The sequence below is a fragment of the Lacisediminihabitans sp. genome (genome assembly GCF_036569425.1).
Lineage (GTDB): Bacteria > Actinomycetota > Actinomycetes > Actinomycetales > Microbacteriaceae > Lacisediminihabitans.
The window spans coordinates 15,025-31,922 of the sequence record NZ_DATCQQ010000076.1 but is presented as its reverse complement, the minus strand read 5'-3'; the positions used below and the strand labels follow the sequence as shown (position 1 = coordinate 31,922).

Genomic DNA, 16,898 nt, shown 5'->3' with positions numbered 1-16,898 from the left:
GTCACGGCGGCACGAGGCGGTGCCACGGTGGGCGGATGGAGTTCATTTCCGCGGTCCACGACTGGCCACGGGCATCCGTTCCGCGGGCAACGAGGGAGTTGCGGTCCCGTTCCCGGATGCTCAAGGTGTTCGCCACCCGACTTGCCGCCTGCAAGGGATCGGCACTCCGGCAGGCGGCCGCCCAGGTCTTCCTGCTCGAGAGTGACCTGGCCCAGAATCTGGGCGGAGCACTTCGCATCGACCAGGAGGCGATCGAGGCCATCGACGTCCATCCCCTGGGGCGAGTGATGATCGTCGCAGGCCCGGAGGCCTCCACGCTTCGAATCGCCCTGCACGTTGCGGCCTGCGCCGCCGCGGGCAACTCGGTCTCGCTTGCGCTCACGACCGCTCCGAACGAGCAGACCCGGGAGCTGGTAGAGAACCTCCGAGCGCTCGGGCTCGTAACCCTCGACTGGGCGACCACGGATGCCGACGGGCGGTGGACGGCGCTACCGGACGACCTGCAGGTGGCAATTCTCACGCGCACCCACGTGTCGGTCGAGAGCCAGCCGCCGGTGAGCTGCCCGGGGGATTGCGGCGAGGCTCAATCCCGCGCCGCAATCATTCGCCTGTACAGCGGCTCGCTCAGCTACCGGGTGCCCATCATCGTGTGCGCACCGGCCGACTCCGCGTGACCGGTCAGGCAAGTGGGAGGACGATCCGGGTGCGCCGGGTCGGATTCGCCATCGGGTCCCACGAGGTACTCCTCGAACATGTCCTTGGTGGGAGTGAGCTTCTGGTCCGCCATCCATGTGCTGATCTGAGCGTAGGTCTCCGCGAGGGTATCCTACGGGCCGACATGCGTGGCCTCCACCGCCTCGGCGAAGACGCGCCCGAAGAACTCGCTCATCTCGCTCATCGGAATAACCTCGCGCACGCCGCAGATTGTGCGCGGCTCAAGCTCGACTCGTTCGACGTTCATGGTGATGCTCCGCTCTCGTTCACCCGCAGCACGGCACCGATCACCGCCGATGCGATCCGACCTGGGCCGGTCACCAGATCACCGCCGATGCGGATCCAACCTGGGCCGGTCGCCAGATCACCGCGAGGGACCTTCGGCCCCGATCATGCCTGCCCGCGGGTGTGCTCAGAGCGCCGCGTGCGGCGTCGCGAGCGTGAGCGCCACCGTGGCAAGCTCGGCGAAATCGGCCGTCATCTCGAGATCGGTACCGCGGAACTGTGGCGCCCCGGATGAACGCGCCACCAGCAGGATCGACTCCGCCCGGTTGGGTGCGATGAGTGGCATCACCATGCCGGGCCCGAGCGCGCCCTCCCGCAGGATGCTGAGTCCGGCCTCGACGCAGTCATCGATCATGATCGGGTGCCGACCCTCGAAGATGCCGCGGGCACGCGCGCCCGGCACCGCAAGAACCGCGCCGTCCAGGGTGTCTTCTTCCAGCCCGCGAACGGCACTCACGACGAGGGAACCGGTGAGCTGGCTCACCTGGAGCAGCGCCACGAAGTCCGCGCCGGTCAGTCCGAGCAGCCGGTCGGTGAACAGGTCCATCGCCTCGCCGTCTGCGCTCATGACGAGCGCGGAGGCCACCTCGGCGGAGGTTGCCGTCCAGTCACGACGGCGACGCACCTCCGCGAGCAGACGACCGTGGTCAGCAGCCAGCGCCGCGGCCGCTGCCCATTCCTCGAGAATCCTCTCGTCGCGGTCGCCGAACAGCCCGGACTCGTGGTTGCACAGATACAGGCAGCCGAAAACCTCTTCGCCGATTGCGACCGGCACTCCCAACAGGCTCTCGACGGTGCGGAGCTCGGAGACGGTTCCGGATGCCGTGGCGGGGACCCGGACGCTAAGCCTTATCGGTCGTGGATCGTCGAGAATGAGGTCGACGATTCCGAGTGGCGAGTCGACGGCACCGGCGGGATCAACCTTCTCGGGTCGACCGACGGAAATGAACTCGGTGAGTGCGCCCTCCGGTGAAAATAGCGCGAGGGCGCCACAATCGGCGCCCCCTGCGTTAACCGCTGCAGTCACCAGGCGTCTCAGCACAACGCGCAGGGCGGCGCGATCGTCGCTCGCAGTGTCGAAGTGTGCTGTGTCGAAGCGCGCTATGTCGACAGGCGCTGTGGCGGCGCCTTCGGCGGCCGGCCGACGGCGCGCCCGGTCATCGGTCACTTCCATCTGGTTGGCCACGACTGCTCCCGCCACTCGGTAAAACGGCGCCCCAGCAGGTGGAGCCGCCGGGGTCTGGGGTAACTCCCTTCCACACTACGTCGCACTATCGGGGCGCGCCAGTGCCACGATTGCTCTAGTTTCGAATTTATGTTCGAACCGACGTACGCTCGAGGCATGACCATCGCCTTCCAGAACTCCCTCTTCGACGTCCCCGGTGCCACCGCCACCCTGGAGCCGCTCGCGGGCACGGTGCGCCGGATCATCCTCCAGGACGGGGCATGGCTCGACCTCAGGCCGGCCTGGGTGGCGAACTCCGACGAACTCTTCGAGCGACTCGTCGACCGGGTCACCTGGAAGGCCGACAGCCGGCAGATGTATGACCGGGTCGTGGCGGTGCCGCGGCTCGTGTCGTGGTTCGGCTCGCCGCAGTCGTTTCCGGATCCGCTCCTCCGCGAAGCCGTCATCGCTCTGAACGACTACTACGACGCGCCCCGCGAACAGGTATTCGAGACCGCGGGCCTGTGTTTCTACCGCACCGGTGACGACAGCGTGGCCTGGCACGGCGATCGGGTCGGCCGCGCCATCGAGCGTGACACGATGGTTGCCATCGCCTCGGTCGGCGCCGAGCGAACCCTCTCCGTACGGCCACGGGGCGGGGGAGAGGTGCAGCGGTTTCCCCTCGGGCACGGGGACCTCATCGTCATGGGTGGCAGCTGCCAACGCACCCACGAACACGCCATCCTCAAGACGAAACAGGCCGTCGGACCCAGAATCAGCGTGCAATTCCGCCCGAGGTGGTCGCGGTCCGCGGGCGGCCATGACTAGTCGGGGCGTCTCTCAATAGCTGGGCTTGACCTTGATCTCGTTGTGCACGGACGTGACATGCGGTGAGCGCCAGGCCGAGAGTGACGCCTGCCTCTTCTCCGCCCACGAGCGCACCTCCCCGGTGATCGTCGCCACCGTTCCGTCGATCGAGACGTGGATGTGGCTCGCGTCCAGTTGCGCGTTGCGCACGATGGCGCGGCGGATTCGTTCCTCCGTGTCGGACGCCGACGGCCGTCTGCTCAGCTCGATGCGGCTATCGAGAAAGCGCACACCCGGCAGGTGTTCGACGGCCCGCCGCGCGCTTTCCCGCTCGTGGTTCCACTCGACCTCGCCCTTGAGCGTGACCGTGCCGTCCCTCACTTCCGCCGTGATGGCGCCGCCGGGGATCGCGGTGTCGCGCGCGAGCGCGTCCAACACGGCGCGAGCGACGTGCGCGTCGCTCTGGGCCGCCTCGGCAGCGAGGTCGACGGTGAGGTCGTCCGCCACGCTCAAGACGCCCCGAACTCCCATCGCAGCCTCGGTCGCCGCGATCCGCTCGGCAAACGTGCGCACCTCGCCGCTGAGGGTAACCACGCCGTCGTGCACCGACACGCCGATACGGGCGGGATCCACTTCCGGAGTCCACAGCAGTTCTTCTTCGACCTCCTCCTTCACGGTGAGATCGTCGCCAGCCTGGGAATCGAGTGAGGTATTCATGCGGCCATGATGCGCGCAGGAGAGCCGGTCGCGTAGGGAACAAAGACCCGAGCTTCTCGTTTCGCCGGTGGCGCGATCATCGCCGGTTTCTCTCGAGCGACGCGACGCGACGAGTCACAGGATGCAGATCACCGCGCCAGCCAGGGTGACGAGGACGCCGAGGAGGTATGCCCAGGGCAGCACCAGCGTTACTACGGACAGGGGAGACAACACGCCACCCGCTGCGCCAGAGGACGGTGCCGTGGTCACGGCGATGACGATGTCCAGCACGCCGACTGCCACCCTAGCGATCATGGAGATCCAGGCCAGCCAGGGAACGCGCACGTTCGAGAGGAGCCGCACCGCGACGCCGAGCATCACGGCGATCACCATCCTGGCACGCCAACGGCGCGTGAACGTCGGATCAACAGGTGCGCTCCAAATGGTGTATCCGCTCGGCTTCGTGACCAATTCGTGATCTGATCGCTCAAATGACTTCCAACCGACGACAGTTCTTGACGGCCGCGGGGATGCTCGCCGTCGGCGCGGTGGCGACCGCGGGCACCGCAGCACCACGAGCCTCGTCTGCTACCGTGTCCACCCTGCCTCCGCCGGCTGACTCGGGGATCGACCACGTCATCGTGGTGATGATGGAGAACCGCTCGTTCGACCACTTCGTGGGCTGGCTGCCCGGGGCCGACGGCGCGCAGTCCGGACTCAGTTACGTCGACCGCTACGGCCAACGGCACTCGACCCACCACCTGGGGGACTTCCAGGGTTGCGGCCATCCCGACCCCGACCACTCATACGAGGGCGGGCGCATCGAGTTCAACGCCGGCAGGTGCAATGGCTGGTTGAGCGCGGGGGAGAACGACGACTTCGCTGTGGGCTACTACGACTCGAGCGACCTGGATTTCTGGCGGCAGGCCGGTCCTGACTGGACGGTATGCGACCGGTACTTCGCCGCGACGATGGCAGAGACATATCCCAATCGCTTCTACCAGCATTCCGCCGCGACCGACCGTTCGCACAACTCCACGGTGACGAGCACGCTCCCCACGATCTGGGATCGCCTGAGCACAGCCGGGCTTCGCGGCCGCTACTACTTCAACGATGTGCCATTCACGGCGCTGTGGGGCACGAAGTACCTGGACATCTCCCATCCGTACCCACAGTTCCTGGCCGACTGTGCGTCCGGCGACCTGCCAGAGGTCACGTTCCTCGACCCTCGGTTCAGCGACGAAGGATCAGGCACGTCGGGGGACGATCATCCGCACGCCGATGTCCGCGCCGGAGAACAGTTTCTCGCCGAGGTGTACGGCGCTGTCACCAAGAGTCCGGCCTGGGGTCGCACACTGCTCGTGGTCAACTACGACGAGTGGGGCGGCTTCTACGACCACGTCGCCCCGTCGACGGCTCCGGATGCCGACCCGGCGAACGCGCTCCGCGGCTTTCGGGTGCCGTCACTCGTGATCTCGCCGCGAGCCCGTCGACGGCACGTGGCCCACGAGACGTATGACCACACCTCGGTGTTACGGGCGATCGAGTGGCGCTGGAATCTGGCGCCGCTGACCCCACGGGACAGGGCCGCGCGCAACATCGCCGAGGTCCTGGACTTCACGAGCCCTCCGAACCTGCTCGCACCCCGATACCTGGTCGCCCCCTTCGTCGCAGGACCGGCCTGCGCACCTGTCGGCCCTCCCGCCGCCGAAGAATGGTCCGGCCTGAAAGACAAAGCACTCGCCGACGGATGGACACTGCCGTGAATCCACGTCTCACTCGGCCCGCCGCGCAGATGAGTGCCGCGGTGAGAGCGCGCCGAATCGTAGGAACCGCAGCGCTTGCCGCGGTGGCGCTGGTCTCCGCCGCCCTGGTTTCGGTGTCGCTCTGGCAACCCGTCAGCCCGTCCCCGGCCGTGGCAGCAGTCGCCTCCGCACAGTACCTGCCGGGGGTAAAGCACGTCTTCGTGATCAACTTGGAGAACAAGGGATACGACAGCGCCTGGGGAGCCGATTCGGCCGCGCCATACCTGTCGAAGACTCTGCGAGCCAAGGGAGTTCTGCTCAACCAGTACTTCGGCGTGGCCCACAACTCCCTGCCGAACTACATCGCCCAGATCTCGGGCCAGGGTCCGAACGCACAAACACAGGCGGACTGCCAAACGTACTCGCCGTTCGTGGGCACGGGCACCGTGGCGCCCGGCCAGGCCGTCGGCGATGGGTGTGTTTATCCCTCGAATGTGAAGACACTCGCCGGTCAGCTCAGTGGCTCCGGCCGAACCTGGAAGGGCTACTCAGAAGACATGGGGGCGGCGTGCCGTCACCCGGCGCTTGGAGCCGTCGACGACACCCAGAAGGCCCGAGTGAGTGACCAATACGCTGCCAGGCACAACCCATTCGTGTATTTCGCCGCCATCACGAGTTCGCCGGACTGCGCGAAAAACGATGTCGACCTCGCCGGTCTCACGTCAGATCTTGCGTCAATCGCGACGACAGCGAACCTTTCGATGATCACGCCGAACCTGTGCCACGACGGGCACGACGCGCCGTGCGTCGACGGCCAACCCGGCGGGCTGGCGAGCGCCGACGGGTGGCTCAAGAGATGGGTGCCGACGATCACCGGGTCGCCGGCGTTCCGCAACGACGGGATGCTCGTGATCACCTTCGATGAGTCAGACAGCCCGCAGTCCGACGCGACCGCATGCTGCGGCGAGGGACCAGGGCCCAATAGTCTGCTTCCCGGTATCAGCGGCCCGGGCGGTGGACGGGTTGGAGCGCTCGTGCTGTCGCCGTTCGTCAAGGGCGGCACGTGGTCGACGACCCCCTACAACCACTACAGCCTGCTTGCGAGCATCGAGGACGCCTTCGCCCTGCCGTACCTCGGCTACGCGGGCAGCACAGGACTCAACCGCTTCGGCCTCGACGTTTACAACGCGAGCCAGTAGCCATCGAGCCGGCTCAGGTCAGCGTCAGCTCAGAGGGATCGCCCGCGATGACCCGCCTGAGCTGCTCCTTAGCCTCGATCCACCGTTCGGCTTGGGTCGGTAGCGGCGCGTTAAACAGAGAATGTCCTGTTGATCAGGAAAAATAGTGGTTACCACAACAACTATCGACCAGCTCAAGAGGACATCTCGTAGATGCAAGTTTTCCATAGATCCGCGTCCCTGTCAGCGACCTTCGACGAAACGAATCTCGTGTCGGCCGCCGGGCTCGTCCCGGCGATGGCGTTGGCGGTGAAGAGCGGCCTTCCCGAGTTGGCTGACAAGTGGCTGACAGTGCCCGACTATTTCGGCGCGAACGCCGGGCTGAAGGTCACCGCGTTGGTCGCCGGGATGCTGGCCGGGGCTGATTCCATCGACGACATGGCCATCCTGCGCCACGGCGGGATGAAGAAACTCTTCGTCGGCGCGTATGCCCCGTCCACGTTGGGATCATTCCTTCGTGCGTTCACCTTCGGCCATGTCCGCCAACTCGACGCGATCGCCTGCCGGTGGTTGGTCAACGTCGCCGCGGCCGCTCCGATCGTGACCGGGATCGATGAGTACGCGCTGGTGGATATTGACGACACGATCAAGGAAGTCCACGGTTACCAGAAGCAGGGTTCCGGTTACGGCTATTCCGGGGTGCGCGGCTTGAACGCGTTGCTCGGGATCGTCTCCACGACAACGTCCGCGCCGATCATCATCGGGTCCCGGCTCCGCAAGGGCGCAGCCGGGTCCCCGCGCGGGGCGGGGAAGTTCGTCGGCGACATCCTCGCCACCGTTCGGCGGTTGCGCTCCGCGTCCGCGTCGGGGCTCGTACTGTTACGCGCTGACAGTGCGTTCTACGGCCACGCGGTCGTTTCCGCCGCCCACCGGGCCGGCGCGAAAGTATCGATCACCGCCCGGATGGACCCGGCCGTGAAACGTGCCATCGCCGCGATCGCCGACGACGCCTGGACGACGATCAACTACACGGACGCGATCCGGGATGAGACGACCGGGACCTGGATCTCCTCCGCCGAGGTCGCCGAGATACCGTTCACGGCGTTCAGCTCCCGCAAGACCAGCGAACGCATCGTCGGACGCCTGGTCATCGGACGGATCCCGGAACTGAACCCGTTCGATGGCGACGGGCAACCCACCCTGTTCGACACCCACCGCTTCCACGCCTTCTTCACCACCAGCGATTTGGACACGGTCACGGCGGACAAAACACACCGCGGGCATGCCATCATCGAGCAAGTCAACGCCGATCTGAAAGACAGTGCCTTGGCGCACCTGCCGTCCGGGACCTTCACCGCGAACGCGGCCTGGCTGGTGTTGGCCACGATCGCGTTCAACCTCTCCCGCACCATCGGCACTCTCGCCAGCACCGAGCTGGGCAAAGCGCGCAGCGGCACCATCCGCCGCAAACTCATCAACATCCCGGCACGCATCTCAACCTCGGCCCGGAGAATCGTGCTGCACCTGCCCGACCGCTGGCCCTGGGAAACCGGATGGACCACACTGTTCGCGGCCGCCTGCGGCCCACCCCGAACCGCGACCATCTGACCACACAGCCCCACGGCGCAACCAAGACCCACGGAACACTCCGGCAGCAAGGCCGGCCCCTTCACCACGCCCACCAACAGGAAACTCAAATCAAACCCGGGCCACCGCGCTCACCAAAACCGAACGGTGGATCGAGGCTTAGCGTCGTGTTCGACTAGCACCGGGACGTAGTCGCGGATCGGATTCCCGTCGAAAGCTTCGTGCGCAGCTTGGACGGCGCGCTCGACCTCGTCGCGGCCGAGCCCGGGGAATCTGTCGGCGAGACGGTCGATGACCTGGGCGACGGCCTCAGCTTCCCTAGCGGCATCCATTCGCTAATTTTGCACCCATGTCGTGATGGCGTCAAAGGCTGGATCGGCGCACGAGCCTGAACGCCGCCTGCCGTGCTTCGGCATCCTGGTCCGAGCGGGGCATCGCCTTTGCAGTGTCAGTTCGACATGATGTCAAGGGCAACTGACACCATGATTTCGCGACGCTGCCGCAGATCTCGCGGCCGGCGCGAGCACGGGCGGAGGCGCGTCACCGGAGCGAGGCGCCTGCCTCCCGCGCTTCCGGATGCTCCTCGGGGAGCGCATGGCGGTTGCCGCCCTTCAGCAACGCCACGTTTCGAGCCTCCCAGTCGCGCAGTGTCCGCCGCTGCGGTTCGACCGCCCTCCATTCCGCGCAGGTCGCGGTGGGCCGGCCGCACGTGCACGAGTTGCCTCCCGCGTCAGCGTCCCGGTGCAGGCGTTCGACCCGCCACAGCGCGGCCATGATTCGATCGTTCAGGCGCTGGGCGAGTTCGGTTTTTCTTTCTGCCCGCCTGATGACCTCGGTCTCGACGAGGCTGTGCGCACCGCCGAGGTCTGAACCCTCGAACGAGTCGGCGATGGACCTGGTGAGTTCGCCGACCCGTGCTCGAAGTTGCGCGATCACGGCATCGTCGGCAAGCCGCTCGGCGGTTGCCTCGGCGACGAAGAGGCGGTGTTCTTCGACCGCCTCGCCGTACCGTTCAGCCCACATCGCCACGTGATCCGCGTCCCGCTTCTCGGCCTTGTCTCCGCCGACGTGCCGCGAGCAGAAGGCGCAGACGACCTGGTCGGTTGGTGAGGCGAACCTGAACGGCTGTGCCATTCGGCAGCAGTAGCACTCCGCGTCGATCGCCACATGGAGTGGGTATGGATGAGGCACATGGGCTCCTGCCGGCGTGGTTCGCTGGGAGAAGCGTATCGAGCGCGGGGGACGATTGCCGCGACCCGCCCCAAGGATCGACCAGGGGATACGTTGACGGATCGGGGGCGCTGGATCCCCGCACACAAGGCCGGCAGCGCCGACCAGCCGGACCAAAGTCCCGGAGGCCCTCCCCTCAGGAGTCCTGCGGTGTGACTGAGTCGGCGTCTCGGGTCGTCTCCGCGAAGCGAGACGTGAATGGCGATGAATGCCGTGGCCGGCGAATGGATGCTCAAAGGTGTCGCCGTGGTGGAGATCTCGAACACGCTCTGGCGAATCCATGACCTGCGCCGAACCGCCGAGACGCCACGGCGCCTGATCGGGAACGTGCGCAAGATAGGCAACCTGTACGGCGCGAGCTCGGTCCGCTTTCCGTCCGAGTGCCCGTATTTCGACGACTTCGACGGCGCGATCCACTACGTGGTCCGGCTGGCATGGCTCGACGACATCGTGTTGGCGGGCACCGTGCCCGATACGGCGGCAGCCCCGGTCTAGCCTTGCGAGCCGTGGGCCCTCCGCCGGTGGGCCATCGGGTGCGGCCCAGGGCGGGCATGTCGCAGAGAGCGCTGAACCTGATCGATGAGTTGCGAGGAGACCACGCGCAGCAGTGGTGCCGACAGGGCCGGCACCGGTGCATAGGGATGCTCAGGATCGGGAAAATCGACACTTCCAGGTGAAAACACGCGGGGTTCGTCTCCCATGGTCACTTACCTCCGTCACGGACAATCGCTAGCCTCGAGGCCAACGGTCCCACTCGGCGCCCACCGCCCGACAGGGACTAATGGCACCTCGGCGTGCCGAACGACCGTCGGTGAAGCGACCCGAGCGCCCAAGGCCGGTTCGGGACTTACGACACATTTGCGATCCGTGCGGCATGCGACGCTCGCGGGAGTGGCCCAGTGCCCGCCACCCCCAGGACACCGCGGCCGGGCGGCGCCGACCCGAACAGCGCCGGCCGGCCGCGGGACTACCTCCCCGTTCGCGGATTCCGTCGGAGAGGGGACCTAAGCCCCTAATCGCCCCTGGGAAGTCCTGAAGGATCGAAGGTGCAAGGCGGCTTGGGCGTTATCCATCCGCTCGGCCACACCTCCCCAGACAACCGGAGCGAACAGACCCTTGGAGCGAACCATGGATGTCCACCCGTGATCAGCATCGCGGGGGTGCCGCTCGGCGAGACGTCGCAGGATCGCGCCCTGACGACGAGGAACCCTCGCCCCGTCTGCATCCATCACGGCGGTCGCAGGTTCGTCGCCTCGGCGGAAATGGCGGGGATCTTCCTGCGTCACGCCCAGCGGCTCATCGACGACGGTGACACGCAACTCGTGCCGTTGCTGCATCGCGAGGGCGTCGAGTTGCTCCTGGTCTCCGCCGCCACTCCGCTCTCCGTGCATTTCGCCGCGCCGAAATAGCCCCACCGCCCGCAGGTCGCCGAAGGTTCGCGATGAGAATACCCTCCCTTCGGCGCGCAGAGCCACACCGTGAGAGCAAGCCGCGGATTCCGAGTTGGCTCCGGATCGGTGTTCCGACAGTGCTGCTCGTGCTCGTCGTCTGGTTCATCGTCGTGCCGCAGTTCGTCGCGGCAGCGAGTGCTCTCGATTCGCTCGCGCGCATATCCCTGCCGCTGCCCGTGACTGCCGTGGCGCTCGAGCTCGCCTCGCTGCTGGTCTACAGTGCCCTCACCTCGTCGCTGCTCGGTGCAGAGTCGCCCCGCTACTTCACGCTGCTGCGCATCGACTTGACGGCTCTCGGAGTGAACCATGTCCTGCCCGGCGGCAGCGCCACTTCGGCGGCCACGCGGTTCCGGTTGCTCGGCAAGGCGGGCGTGCGCCCGGCAGACGCCCTGACCGCGGCCACGATCGAGACGACCGGCTCGAACATTGTTCTCGGTGTCGTCTTCGCGGCCGGGATCGCGCTGTCCCTGAAGGAATTCGGTGAGAACGACTACTACGTCGCGGCCGCCTCCACCGTGCTCGCGCTCCTGGTCGGGGCGGCGCTCGCGGTGTGGGCGCTCACGCGCCATACCGATCGTTCCGTCCGCGCCGCGCGCTGGATCGCCCGGCGGGTGCCGATCGTCACCGAGGCCGGCGCTGAGTCGGTTGTGCGCACGATGGCACGCCGGGTGCGCGAACTGCTCACCGACCCGAGGCGTATGGCCGTGGTGCTCTCACTGGCCGTCGCCAATTGGCTCCTCGACGCCGCGGCGCTGGGGGTTCTCTTCGCGGCATTCGGGCACCCGCTCGGGCTCGGGCCTCTCCTCACGGTGTACGGGGTCGGCAGCATCCTCGCCCTGTTGCCGATCACGCCAGGTGGGCTGGGGATCGTGGAGGGCGTACTCGTTCCGGCGACGGTCGCGTTCGGCGCCCCGCACTCCACGGCGGTTCTGGCGGTGATCGGGTGGCGCCTGCTCCAGTACTGGCTGCCGATCCCGCTGTCCCTGCTGGCCTACCTCTCGCTCACGCTCGACGGAGCTGGTCGCCGACGCCGGTCGCGGGGGAGTGCTCCGCTACTATGAGGTCGTAGACGACGGCGCCATCCACCGTCTCGCGTTCGATGAGCAGCGCTGACAGCAAGTCGAGAACTCCGCGGTGGGTCGTGATGAGTTGGATGGCGCGGGACTCGGCCTCCCGCAGGAGTCGCGCCACCTCGCTGTCGACGGCGGCCTGCGTGTCGTCAGAATAGGGCCGATCGAAGACCGAACCGCTTCCGTTGTCGGCCCGTGAGTAGCTCACCGGGCCGAGGCGCGGTGACAGGCCGAACTCGCGCACCATCCTCGTCGCCACGGAAGTCGCCCCCAGCAGGTCGTTGCTCGCGCCGGACGAGCCCTGACCGAAGACCACGAGCTCCGCGGCCCGGCCACCGAGCCGCACCGCGAGATCGTCGGTGAGATAGTCCTGCCCGTAGAGATGGCGTTCCACCTCCGGCAACTGATGCGTCGCGCCCAGGCTCTCACCGGTCGGCAGGATGGTGATCTTCGAGACGGGGTCGGCCCGGGGGCACAACGCCGCCACCAGGGCGTGCCCGGACTCGTGCACGGCGATCGCCTCCTTTTCCTCGGCAAGCAGCACGGTCGAGTTGTCCCGGCGTCCCAACACCAACCGGTCCCGGGCCGCGTCGAAATCGGCCTGGGTGATGCTGTCGCGGGACTTCCGCACAGCCTCGATCGCGGCCTCGTTGGCGAGGTTTGCCAGGTCAGCCCCCGAGAAGCCGGGAGTCCCGCGCGCGATGACGTCGAAGTCCACGCCCGTCTCGATCGGCTTGCCCTGGCAGTGCACGGCGAGGATGGCCCGCCGTTCCGAGACCATCGGAAGAGGAACGCTGATCTTGCGGTCGAAGCGCCCCGGGCGAAGAAGGGCCGCGTCGAGCAGGTCCGGCCGGTTCGTTGCAGCCAGCACCACGACGCCACTGGCGGCGTCGAAACCGTCCATCTCGGCCAGCAGTTGGTTGAGGGTCTGCTCGCGCTCGTCGTTCGACACGAACGACGTCGTGCCCGATCGCCGCTGACCGATCGACTCGATCTCGTCGATGAAGACGATCGCCGGAGCCCGGGAGCGGGCCTCCTTGAACAGGTCGCGCACGCGCGAGGCACCGACGCCGACGAACATCTCGACGAAACTCGATCCGTCGACGGAGAAGAACGGCACCCCGGCTTCGCCGGCCACCGCCCGCGCGAGCAACGTCTTGCCCGTGCCCGGTGGACCGACCATCAGGGCACCACGGGGGATCTTCGCTCCCAGCCTGCGGTATCGATCGGGCGTCCGGAGAAAGTCGACGATCTCCGAGACCTCGGCCTTCGCCCCCTCGTATCCCGCGACATCGGCGAAGGTGGTCTTCGGGCCCGTCGATTCGAAAAGTTTGCCCCTCGAGCGGGCGAACCCCAACAGACCCTGCGCGTCTCCCTGGGACCTGGACATCCGCCACCACAGCCAGCCGAGCACCAGGAAGGGAAGCAGCGTGAAGGCCCATCCGGCGAGCGTCGACCAGATCGATGAGGTCGCGGCGGGAATGGCGGTCACATCCACCTTCTCCGCCTTGAGAGTGTCGAGCAGGCTCTGGTCGACGACCGGGATCACCGTGGTGAAGAGGGCGCCGGACACGAGCGTGCCCGCGGCCTCGCCATCCGCCGAGATCGAGACTTCGGAGACCCTGCCGCCCTCGACGGCAGTGAGGAACTTGGAGTAGCTCAGGTTTTCGGCGGAGGACCCGGGCAGACCGATCGAGAAGAGGTAGACACCGGCGGCGATCAGGAGCGCGGAGAGCGCGACCCAGCGGATCCACTGGTGCCTGCCGAAGAAGCCCGGCTTTCGCTGGTCACTCGAGTCCGGGGCATTCATTGTTCAAGAGTGACGGCAGCCGTGCGGCGGTCTATGGTCCTAAGTCCTTCGAATGCGGCCGGACCGCGCGACCACTTCCAGCCGAGCGACTGGCCATCCCGGAAGAAGCCTCCGCCGTCATCCGTGCGGTGCAGCCGACGGCAGCTGGAGCGCGTTCGACGAGGTTGAACGGCTCGTCGAACCGGATGATCTGGCGGCGGCCCTCGACAGCGAACCGGGAGCCCGAACGAACTGGGACGGTCTTCCCGGCTCGACTAAACAGGCAATTCTCGAGTGGATATCGACGGCCCGGGCGGAGTCGACGAGGCAGCAGCGGGTGCTGACGACCGCCGCGGAGGCCGCCGAGGGGCGGCGCGCGAACCAGTGGAGGCAGCCGAAGGGCTAGACAACCAGCTCGGCGACACTGGTCAGCGGGTGCTGCCCCCGGCGGTCTCGTACGACCACAGTTCGCTGCTGATGCCGACGTGCGCCGGAGCCGGCCCCCCGGACCGCTCGGCCTCGCTGCGATGACCGTGCCCGAATGCGGGTGAATTTACCCAGGACTGAAATGACTCTTCGTCAGACCAGCGAGTGACGACGAGCCACGTATTCCGGTCGTCGGTGGGTTTGAGAAGTTCGAAGCCCTCAAAGCCCGGCCGATCATCGACCGCGCCGGCACGGGCAGCGAACCGTTGCGCCAACTCGTCGCCGCTGTCGCCGGGAACCGTTATTGCGTTGATCTTGATGACAGTCATGGGGCTTCTTCCTTGCGTGTGTGCGGGGTGATGACTCCATGCTGGCATCGCCGGCTGCGAGTTTGGTGGCGACGGTCAGCCGACCCGCCCCATGATCTGTCCATTGACAATCGATCATGTTCGGCCCAGACTCAGCAGTATTCGTCAGTACCGGGCTGCCTCGGGGTCAGCCCACCACATCGCGAACGCACTTCTGGTCGTGATGCCGCAGCATCCGTATGTCGCTGGTCGTGAAGGGGATCACCGTGCAGACTGCATTCTTCGGGGAGACCGGGCCGATTCGCACACCGGACGGAGGAAGGTCCCGTGTCGCGGATGCCCAGCGGACCGACGACGATTACGCTCCGACGCACGCGGAAGTTCGAATGCGGGCTCGGCCCATGGCCGAGCCCGCACCCGTCCTCCGCGAGGACACGCCGTGACAGACCCGAACTGGCTCGGCGAGCACCAGTATTCAGTATCTGTTCACCTCCACGCAACTACGGCGCGGTGATCTCCGCCTCCCGGCGGTATCAGGTACCCCAGATCGCGTCGAGGATCTTCATCCGCATCGCCTGCAGCGCGGGGATCAACACGGAGACGACGGCAACGACGACGAGCACGACCATGTTCCTGGCGGCCTCTTGGGCATCCAGGGCGAGGGTGACAGGTCCATTGGGAAACTGGAACGGGTGGCTTTCCACGAACGGCGTGATGGAGAACACGAACACGGCGAGGCCAACGAGCGTTCCGACTATCGCGTTCACGCTGGTCTTGATCACGTAGTTGCCTACCGTCGCCGTGGCGGTGATCCCGATGGCCCACTCGATGCCGATCTGATCCTGGATGGCCGCCGTCAGCTGCTCGGGGGTCTGGAGTCTCACATCCGTTCTCAGCGGCTCGAGGCGGTCCTTCAGCGCGCTGGACGAGACCCCGGCGTCGGCCTTCACGTAGATCACCGTCCCGCGATCGCCGACTCCCACAAAGCCGATGACGACCGGTCCGTCGATGATGCTGATGTCGAGAAACGAACCCATTCGAGAGAATCGCCCTTCGTTCGGCCGCGGGAGGTTCGCCGTTGAGTTATCCGTCCCGGTGGCAAGCGGCAGAAAATAGACCCGCGGCCGTACAGCGTTTTCGAGAGCGGTCGCAGCGCGGCGGTCCTGCGACCGCTTGCGGGCTCCCGGCGCGGGGCAACGCTCCGCCCATCGATCATCGGGGGCCCACTGCGCGCACGGGACGCGACTCGGTGCGTTACAGCCCCAGGTCCCGTGCGATGAGCATGAGCTGCACCTCGGTGGTGCCCTCGCCGATCTCGAGGATCTTGCTGTCTCGGTAGTGCCGGGCGACGAGATAGTCGTTCATGAAGCCGTAGCCGCCGTGGATCTGGGTGGCGTCCCGCGCGTTGTCCATCGCGGCCTCGGAGGCGCCCAGTTTGGCGATCGACGCCTGCTTCTTGAACGGCTTTCCCGCGAGCATGAGCGCGGCCGCGTCGTAGTATGCCGTTCTCGCGACGTGTGCTCGCGCCTCCATCCTCGCTATCTTGAAGGCGATGCCCTGGTTAGCGCCGATGGGGCGACCGAAGGCCTCGCGTTCCTTCGCGTATTTCACGCTCTCGTCGACACAGCCCTGCGCCGCCCCGACGCTCAGCGCGGCGATCGCGATCCGTCCCTCATCGAGCACCTGGAGGAAGTTGGCATAGCCGCGACCGCGTTCGCCGAGCAGGTTCTCTTCCGGCACTCGCGCGTCGACGAAGCTGAGCGGATGCGTGTCAGACGCATTCCAGCCCACCTTGTTGTACGCCGGCTCCGCCGTGAACCCCGGGGTCGACGTCGGCACGAGGATCGTCGAGATTTCCTTCTTGCCCTGGGCGTCGGTGCCGGTGACGGCGGTGACGGTCACGAGTTTCGAAATCGTAGTTCCCGAGTTGGTAATGAACTGCTTGTTGCCGTTGATCACCCAGTCGCCGCCCTCCAGCTCCGCGCGGGTTCGTATCCCGCCGGCGTCGCTTCCCGCGCCGGGCTCCGTGAGGCCGAAGGCCGCGAGGGCCTCGCCGCTCGTGAGCTGCGGCAGCCATTCTTCCTTCTGCTCGACGTTGCCGAAGCGGAAGATGGGCATCGCGCCGAGCGACACGCCGGCCTCGAGGGTGATCGCCACGCTCTGGTCGACCTTGGCGAGTTCTTCGAGCGCGAGGCAGAGGGCGAAGTAGTCGCCGCCCATTCCGCCGAGCTCTTCGGGGAACGGCAGCCCGAAGAGCCCCATTTCGGCCATTCCGGCGACAACCTCGTATGGGAAGCTGTGCGCTTCGTCGTGCTGCGCGGCGACCGGCGCGACCACGGTTCTCGCGAAGTCAGCGACGCTGTCGATAAGTTGCTGGTACTCGTCGGGGAGATTCCCCGTCGTCAGGCCCTCGGTCATCGTTGACCTCTCGTGGATGTGTTTCTCGT

Annotated in this window: 19 protein-coding genes; 9 read left to right on the top strand and 10 right to left on the bottom strand. The window is 66.7% G+C overall.

The window, feature by feature from the left end; all coding sequences use genetic code 11:
- Window positions 1–35 precede the first annotated feature (35 nt).
- Window positions 36–674 carry a hypothetical protein gene (locus VIM54_RS12955; protein ID WP_331901904.1) on the top strand — a complete coding sequence of 213 codons (639 nt, stop codon included), beginning with the start codon at window positions 36–38 and terminating at the stop codon, window positions 672–674.
- Between the two features lie 152 nt (window positions 675–826).
- Here VIM54_RS12955 and VIM54_RS12950 read toward each other — a convergent pair whose 3' ends face one another.
- Window positions 827–961, bottom strand: coding sequence for a hypothetical protein (locus VIM54_RS12950; protein WP_331901902.1), 135 nt, complete (start codon window positions 959–961; stop codon window positions 827–829).
- Window positions 962–1,126: 165 nt separating this feature from the next.
- Window positions 1,127–2,200: a GAF domain-containing protein gene (locus VIM54_RS12945; protein WP_331901901.1), complete on the bottom strand. Its 1,074-nt coding sequence runs from the start codon at window positions 2,198–2,200 to the stop codon at window positions 1,127–1,129.
- Window positions 2,201–2,341: 141 nt separating this feature from the next.
- Between VIM54_RS12945 and VIM54_RS12940 the strand changes: the two genes are divergently transcribed.
- On the top strand, window positions 2,342–2,992 hold the full coding sequence (locus tag VIM54_RS12940; RefSeq protein ID WP_331901900.1) for an alpha-ketoglutarate-dependent dioxygenase AlkB: 651 nt from the start codon (window positions 2,342–2,344) through the stop codon (window positions 2,990–2,992).
- A 12-nt stretch (window positions 2,993–3,004) separates the two neighbouring features.
- Here the strand turns inward: VIM54_RS12940 and VIM54_RS12935 are convergent, their stop codons facing one another.
- Entirely contained in the window at window positions 3,005–3,688 is a 684-nt protein-coding gene (locus VIM54_RS12935) for a BON domain-containing protein (RefSeq protein ID WP_331901899.1), read from the bottom strand.
- A 114-nt stretch (window positions 3,689–3,802) separates the two neighbouring features.
- Window positions 3,803–4,060 carry a hypothetical protein gene (locus VIM54_RS12930; RefSeq protein ID WP_331901898.1) on the bottom strand — a complete coding sequence of 86 codons (258 nt, stop codon included), beginning with the start codon at window positions 4,058–4,060 and terminating at the stop codon, window positions 3,803–3,805.
- A gap of 98 nt (window positions 4,061–4,158) precedes the next feature.
- On the opposite strand from VIM54_RS12930, the gene VIM54_RS12925 reads away from it, so the two are divergent.
- The 3 genes from VIM54_RS12925 (at window position 4,159) to VIM54_RS12915 (ending at window position 8,198) form a co-directional block, all read left to right on the top strand.
- Window positions 4,159–5,433, top strand: a complete 1,275-nt coding sequence (locus VIM54_RS12925) for an alkaline phosphatase family protein (RefSeq protein ID WP_331901896.1) — start codon at window positions 4,159–4,161, stop codon at window positions 5,431–5,433.
- Window positions 5,434–5,474: 41 nt separating this feature from the next.
- The gene (locus VIM54_RS12920; protein ID WP_331901895.1) at window positions 5,475–6,611 is read left to right on the top strand and encodes an alkaline phosphatase family protein; all 1,137 of its coding nucleotides are present in this window, start codon (window positions 5,475–5,477) and stop codon (window positions 6,609–6,611) included.
- 192 nt (window positions 6,612–6,803) lie between these two features.
- Window positions 6,804–8,198, top strand: a complete 1,395-nt coding sequence (locus VIM54_RS12915) for an IS1380 family transposase (RefSeq protein WP_331901893.1) — start codon at window positions 6,804–6,806, stop codon at window positions 8,196–8,198.
- Window positions 8,199–8,308: 110 nt separating this feature from the next.
- Here VIM54_RS12915 and VIM54_RS12910 read toward each other — a convergent pair whose 3' ends face one another.
- Entirely contained in the window at window positions 8,309–8,509 is a 201-nt protein-coding gene (locus tag VIM54_RS12910; protein ID WP_331901891.1) for a three-helix bundle dimerization domain-containing protein, read from the bottom strand.
- A 208-nt stretch (window positions 8,510–8,717) separates the two neighbouring features.
- Entirely contained in the window at window positions 8,718–9,311 is a 594-nt protein-coding gene (locus VIM54_RS12905) for a hypothetical protein (protein WP_331901890.1), read from the bottom strand.
- A 294-nt stretch (window positions 9,312–9,605) separates the two neighbouring features.
- Between VIM54_RS12905 and VIM54_RS12900 the strand changes: the two genes are divergently transcribed.
- The 3 genes from VIM54_RS12900 (at window position 9,606) to VIM54_RS12890 (ending at window position 11,919) form a co-directional block, all read left to right on the top strand.
- Complete coding sequence (locus VIM54_RS12900) at window positions 9,606–9,902, top strand: hypothetical protein (RefSeq protein WP_331901889.1); 297 nt, start codon at window positions 9,606–9,608, stop codon at window positions 9,900–9,902.
- A gap of 647 nt (window positions 9,903–10,549) precedes the next feature.
- On the top strand, window positions 10,550–10,816 hold the full coding sequence (locus tag VIM54_RS12895) for a hypothetical protein (RefSeq protein ID WP_331901888.1): 267 nt from the start codon (window positions 10,550–10,552) through the stop codon (window positions 10,814–10,816).
- 32 nt (window positions 10,817–10,848) lie between these two features.
- Complete coding sequence (locus VIM54_RS12890) at window positions 10,849–11,919, top strand: lysylphosphatidylglycerol synthase transmembrane domain-containing protein (RefSeq protein WP_331901887.1); 1,071 nt, start codon at window positions 10,849–10,851, stop codon at window positions 11,917–11,919.
- On the opposite strand, the gene ftsH is transcribed toward VIM54_RS12890, so the two are convergent.
- Window positions 11,861–13,738 (bottom strand): ATP-dependent zinc metalloprotease FtsH, encoded by a 1,878-nt coding sequence (ftsH, locus tag VIM54_RS12885; protein WP_331901885.1) that lies wholly within the window; start codon window positions 13,736–13,738, stop codon window positions 11,861–11,863. The two genes, VIM54_RS12890 and ftsH, sit on opposite strands and share 59 nt — an antisense overlap.
- A 52-nt stretch (window positions 13,739–13,790) precedes the next feature.
- On the opposite strand from ftsH, the gene VIM54_RS15960 reads away from it, so the two are divergent.
- Entirely contained in the window at window positions 13,791–14,123 is a 333-nt protein-coding gene (locus tag VIM54_RS15960) for a YdeI/OmpD-associated family protein (RefSeq protein ID WP_414673224.1), read from the top strand.
- 22 nt (window positions 14,124–14,145) lie between these two features.
- Here the strand turns inward: VIM54_RS15960 and VIM54_RS12880 are convergent, their stop codons facing one another.
- The 3 genes from VIM54_RS12880 to VIM54_RS12870 all read right to left on the bottom strand — a co-directional run bounded on the left by VIM54_RS12880 (window position 14,146) and on the right by VIM54_RS12870 (window position 16,869).
- On the bottom strand, window positions 14,146–14,472 hold the full coding sequence (locus VIM54_RS12880; RefSeq protein ID WP_331901883.1) for an antibiotic biosynthesis monooxygenase: 327 nt from the start codon (window positions 14,470–14,472) through the stop codon (window positions 14,146–14,148).
- 512 nt (window positions 14,473–14,984) lie between these two features.
- Entirely contained in the window at window positions 14,985–15,488 is a 504-nt protein-coding gene (locus VIM54_RS12875; RefSeq protein ID WP_331901881.1) for an FtsX-like permease family protein, read from the bottom strand.
- Between the two features lie 217 nt (window positions 15,489–15,705).
- Window positions 15,706–16,869 carry an acyl-CoA dehydrogenase family protein gene (locus tag VIM54_RS12870; protein ID WP_331901879.1) on the bottom strand — a complete coding sequence of 388 codons (1,164 nt, stop codon included), beginning with the start codon at window positions 16,867–16,869 and terminating at the stop codon, window positions 15,706–15,708.
- Window positions 16,870–16,898: the final 29 nt, after the last annotated feature.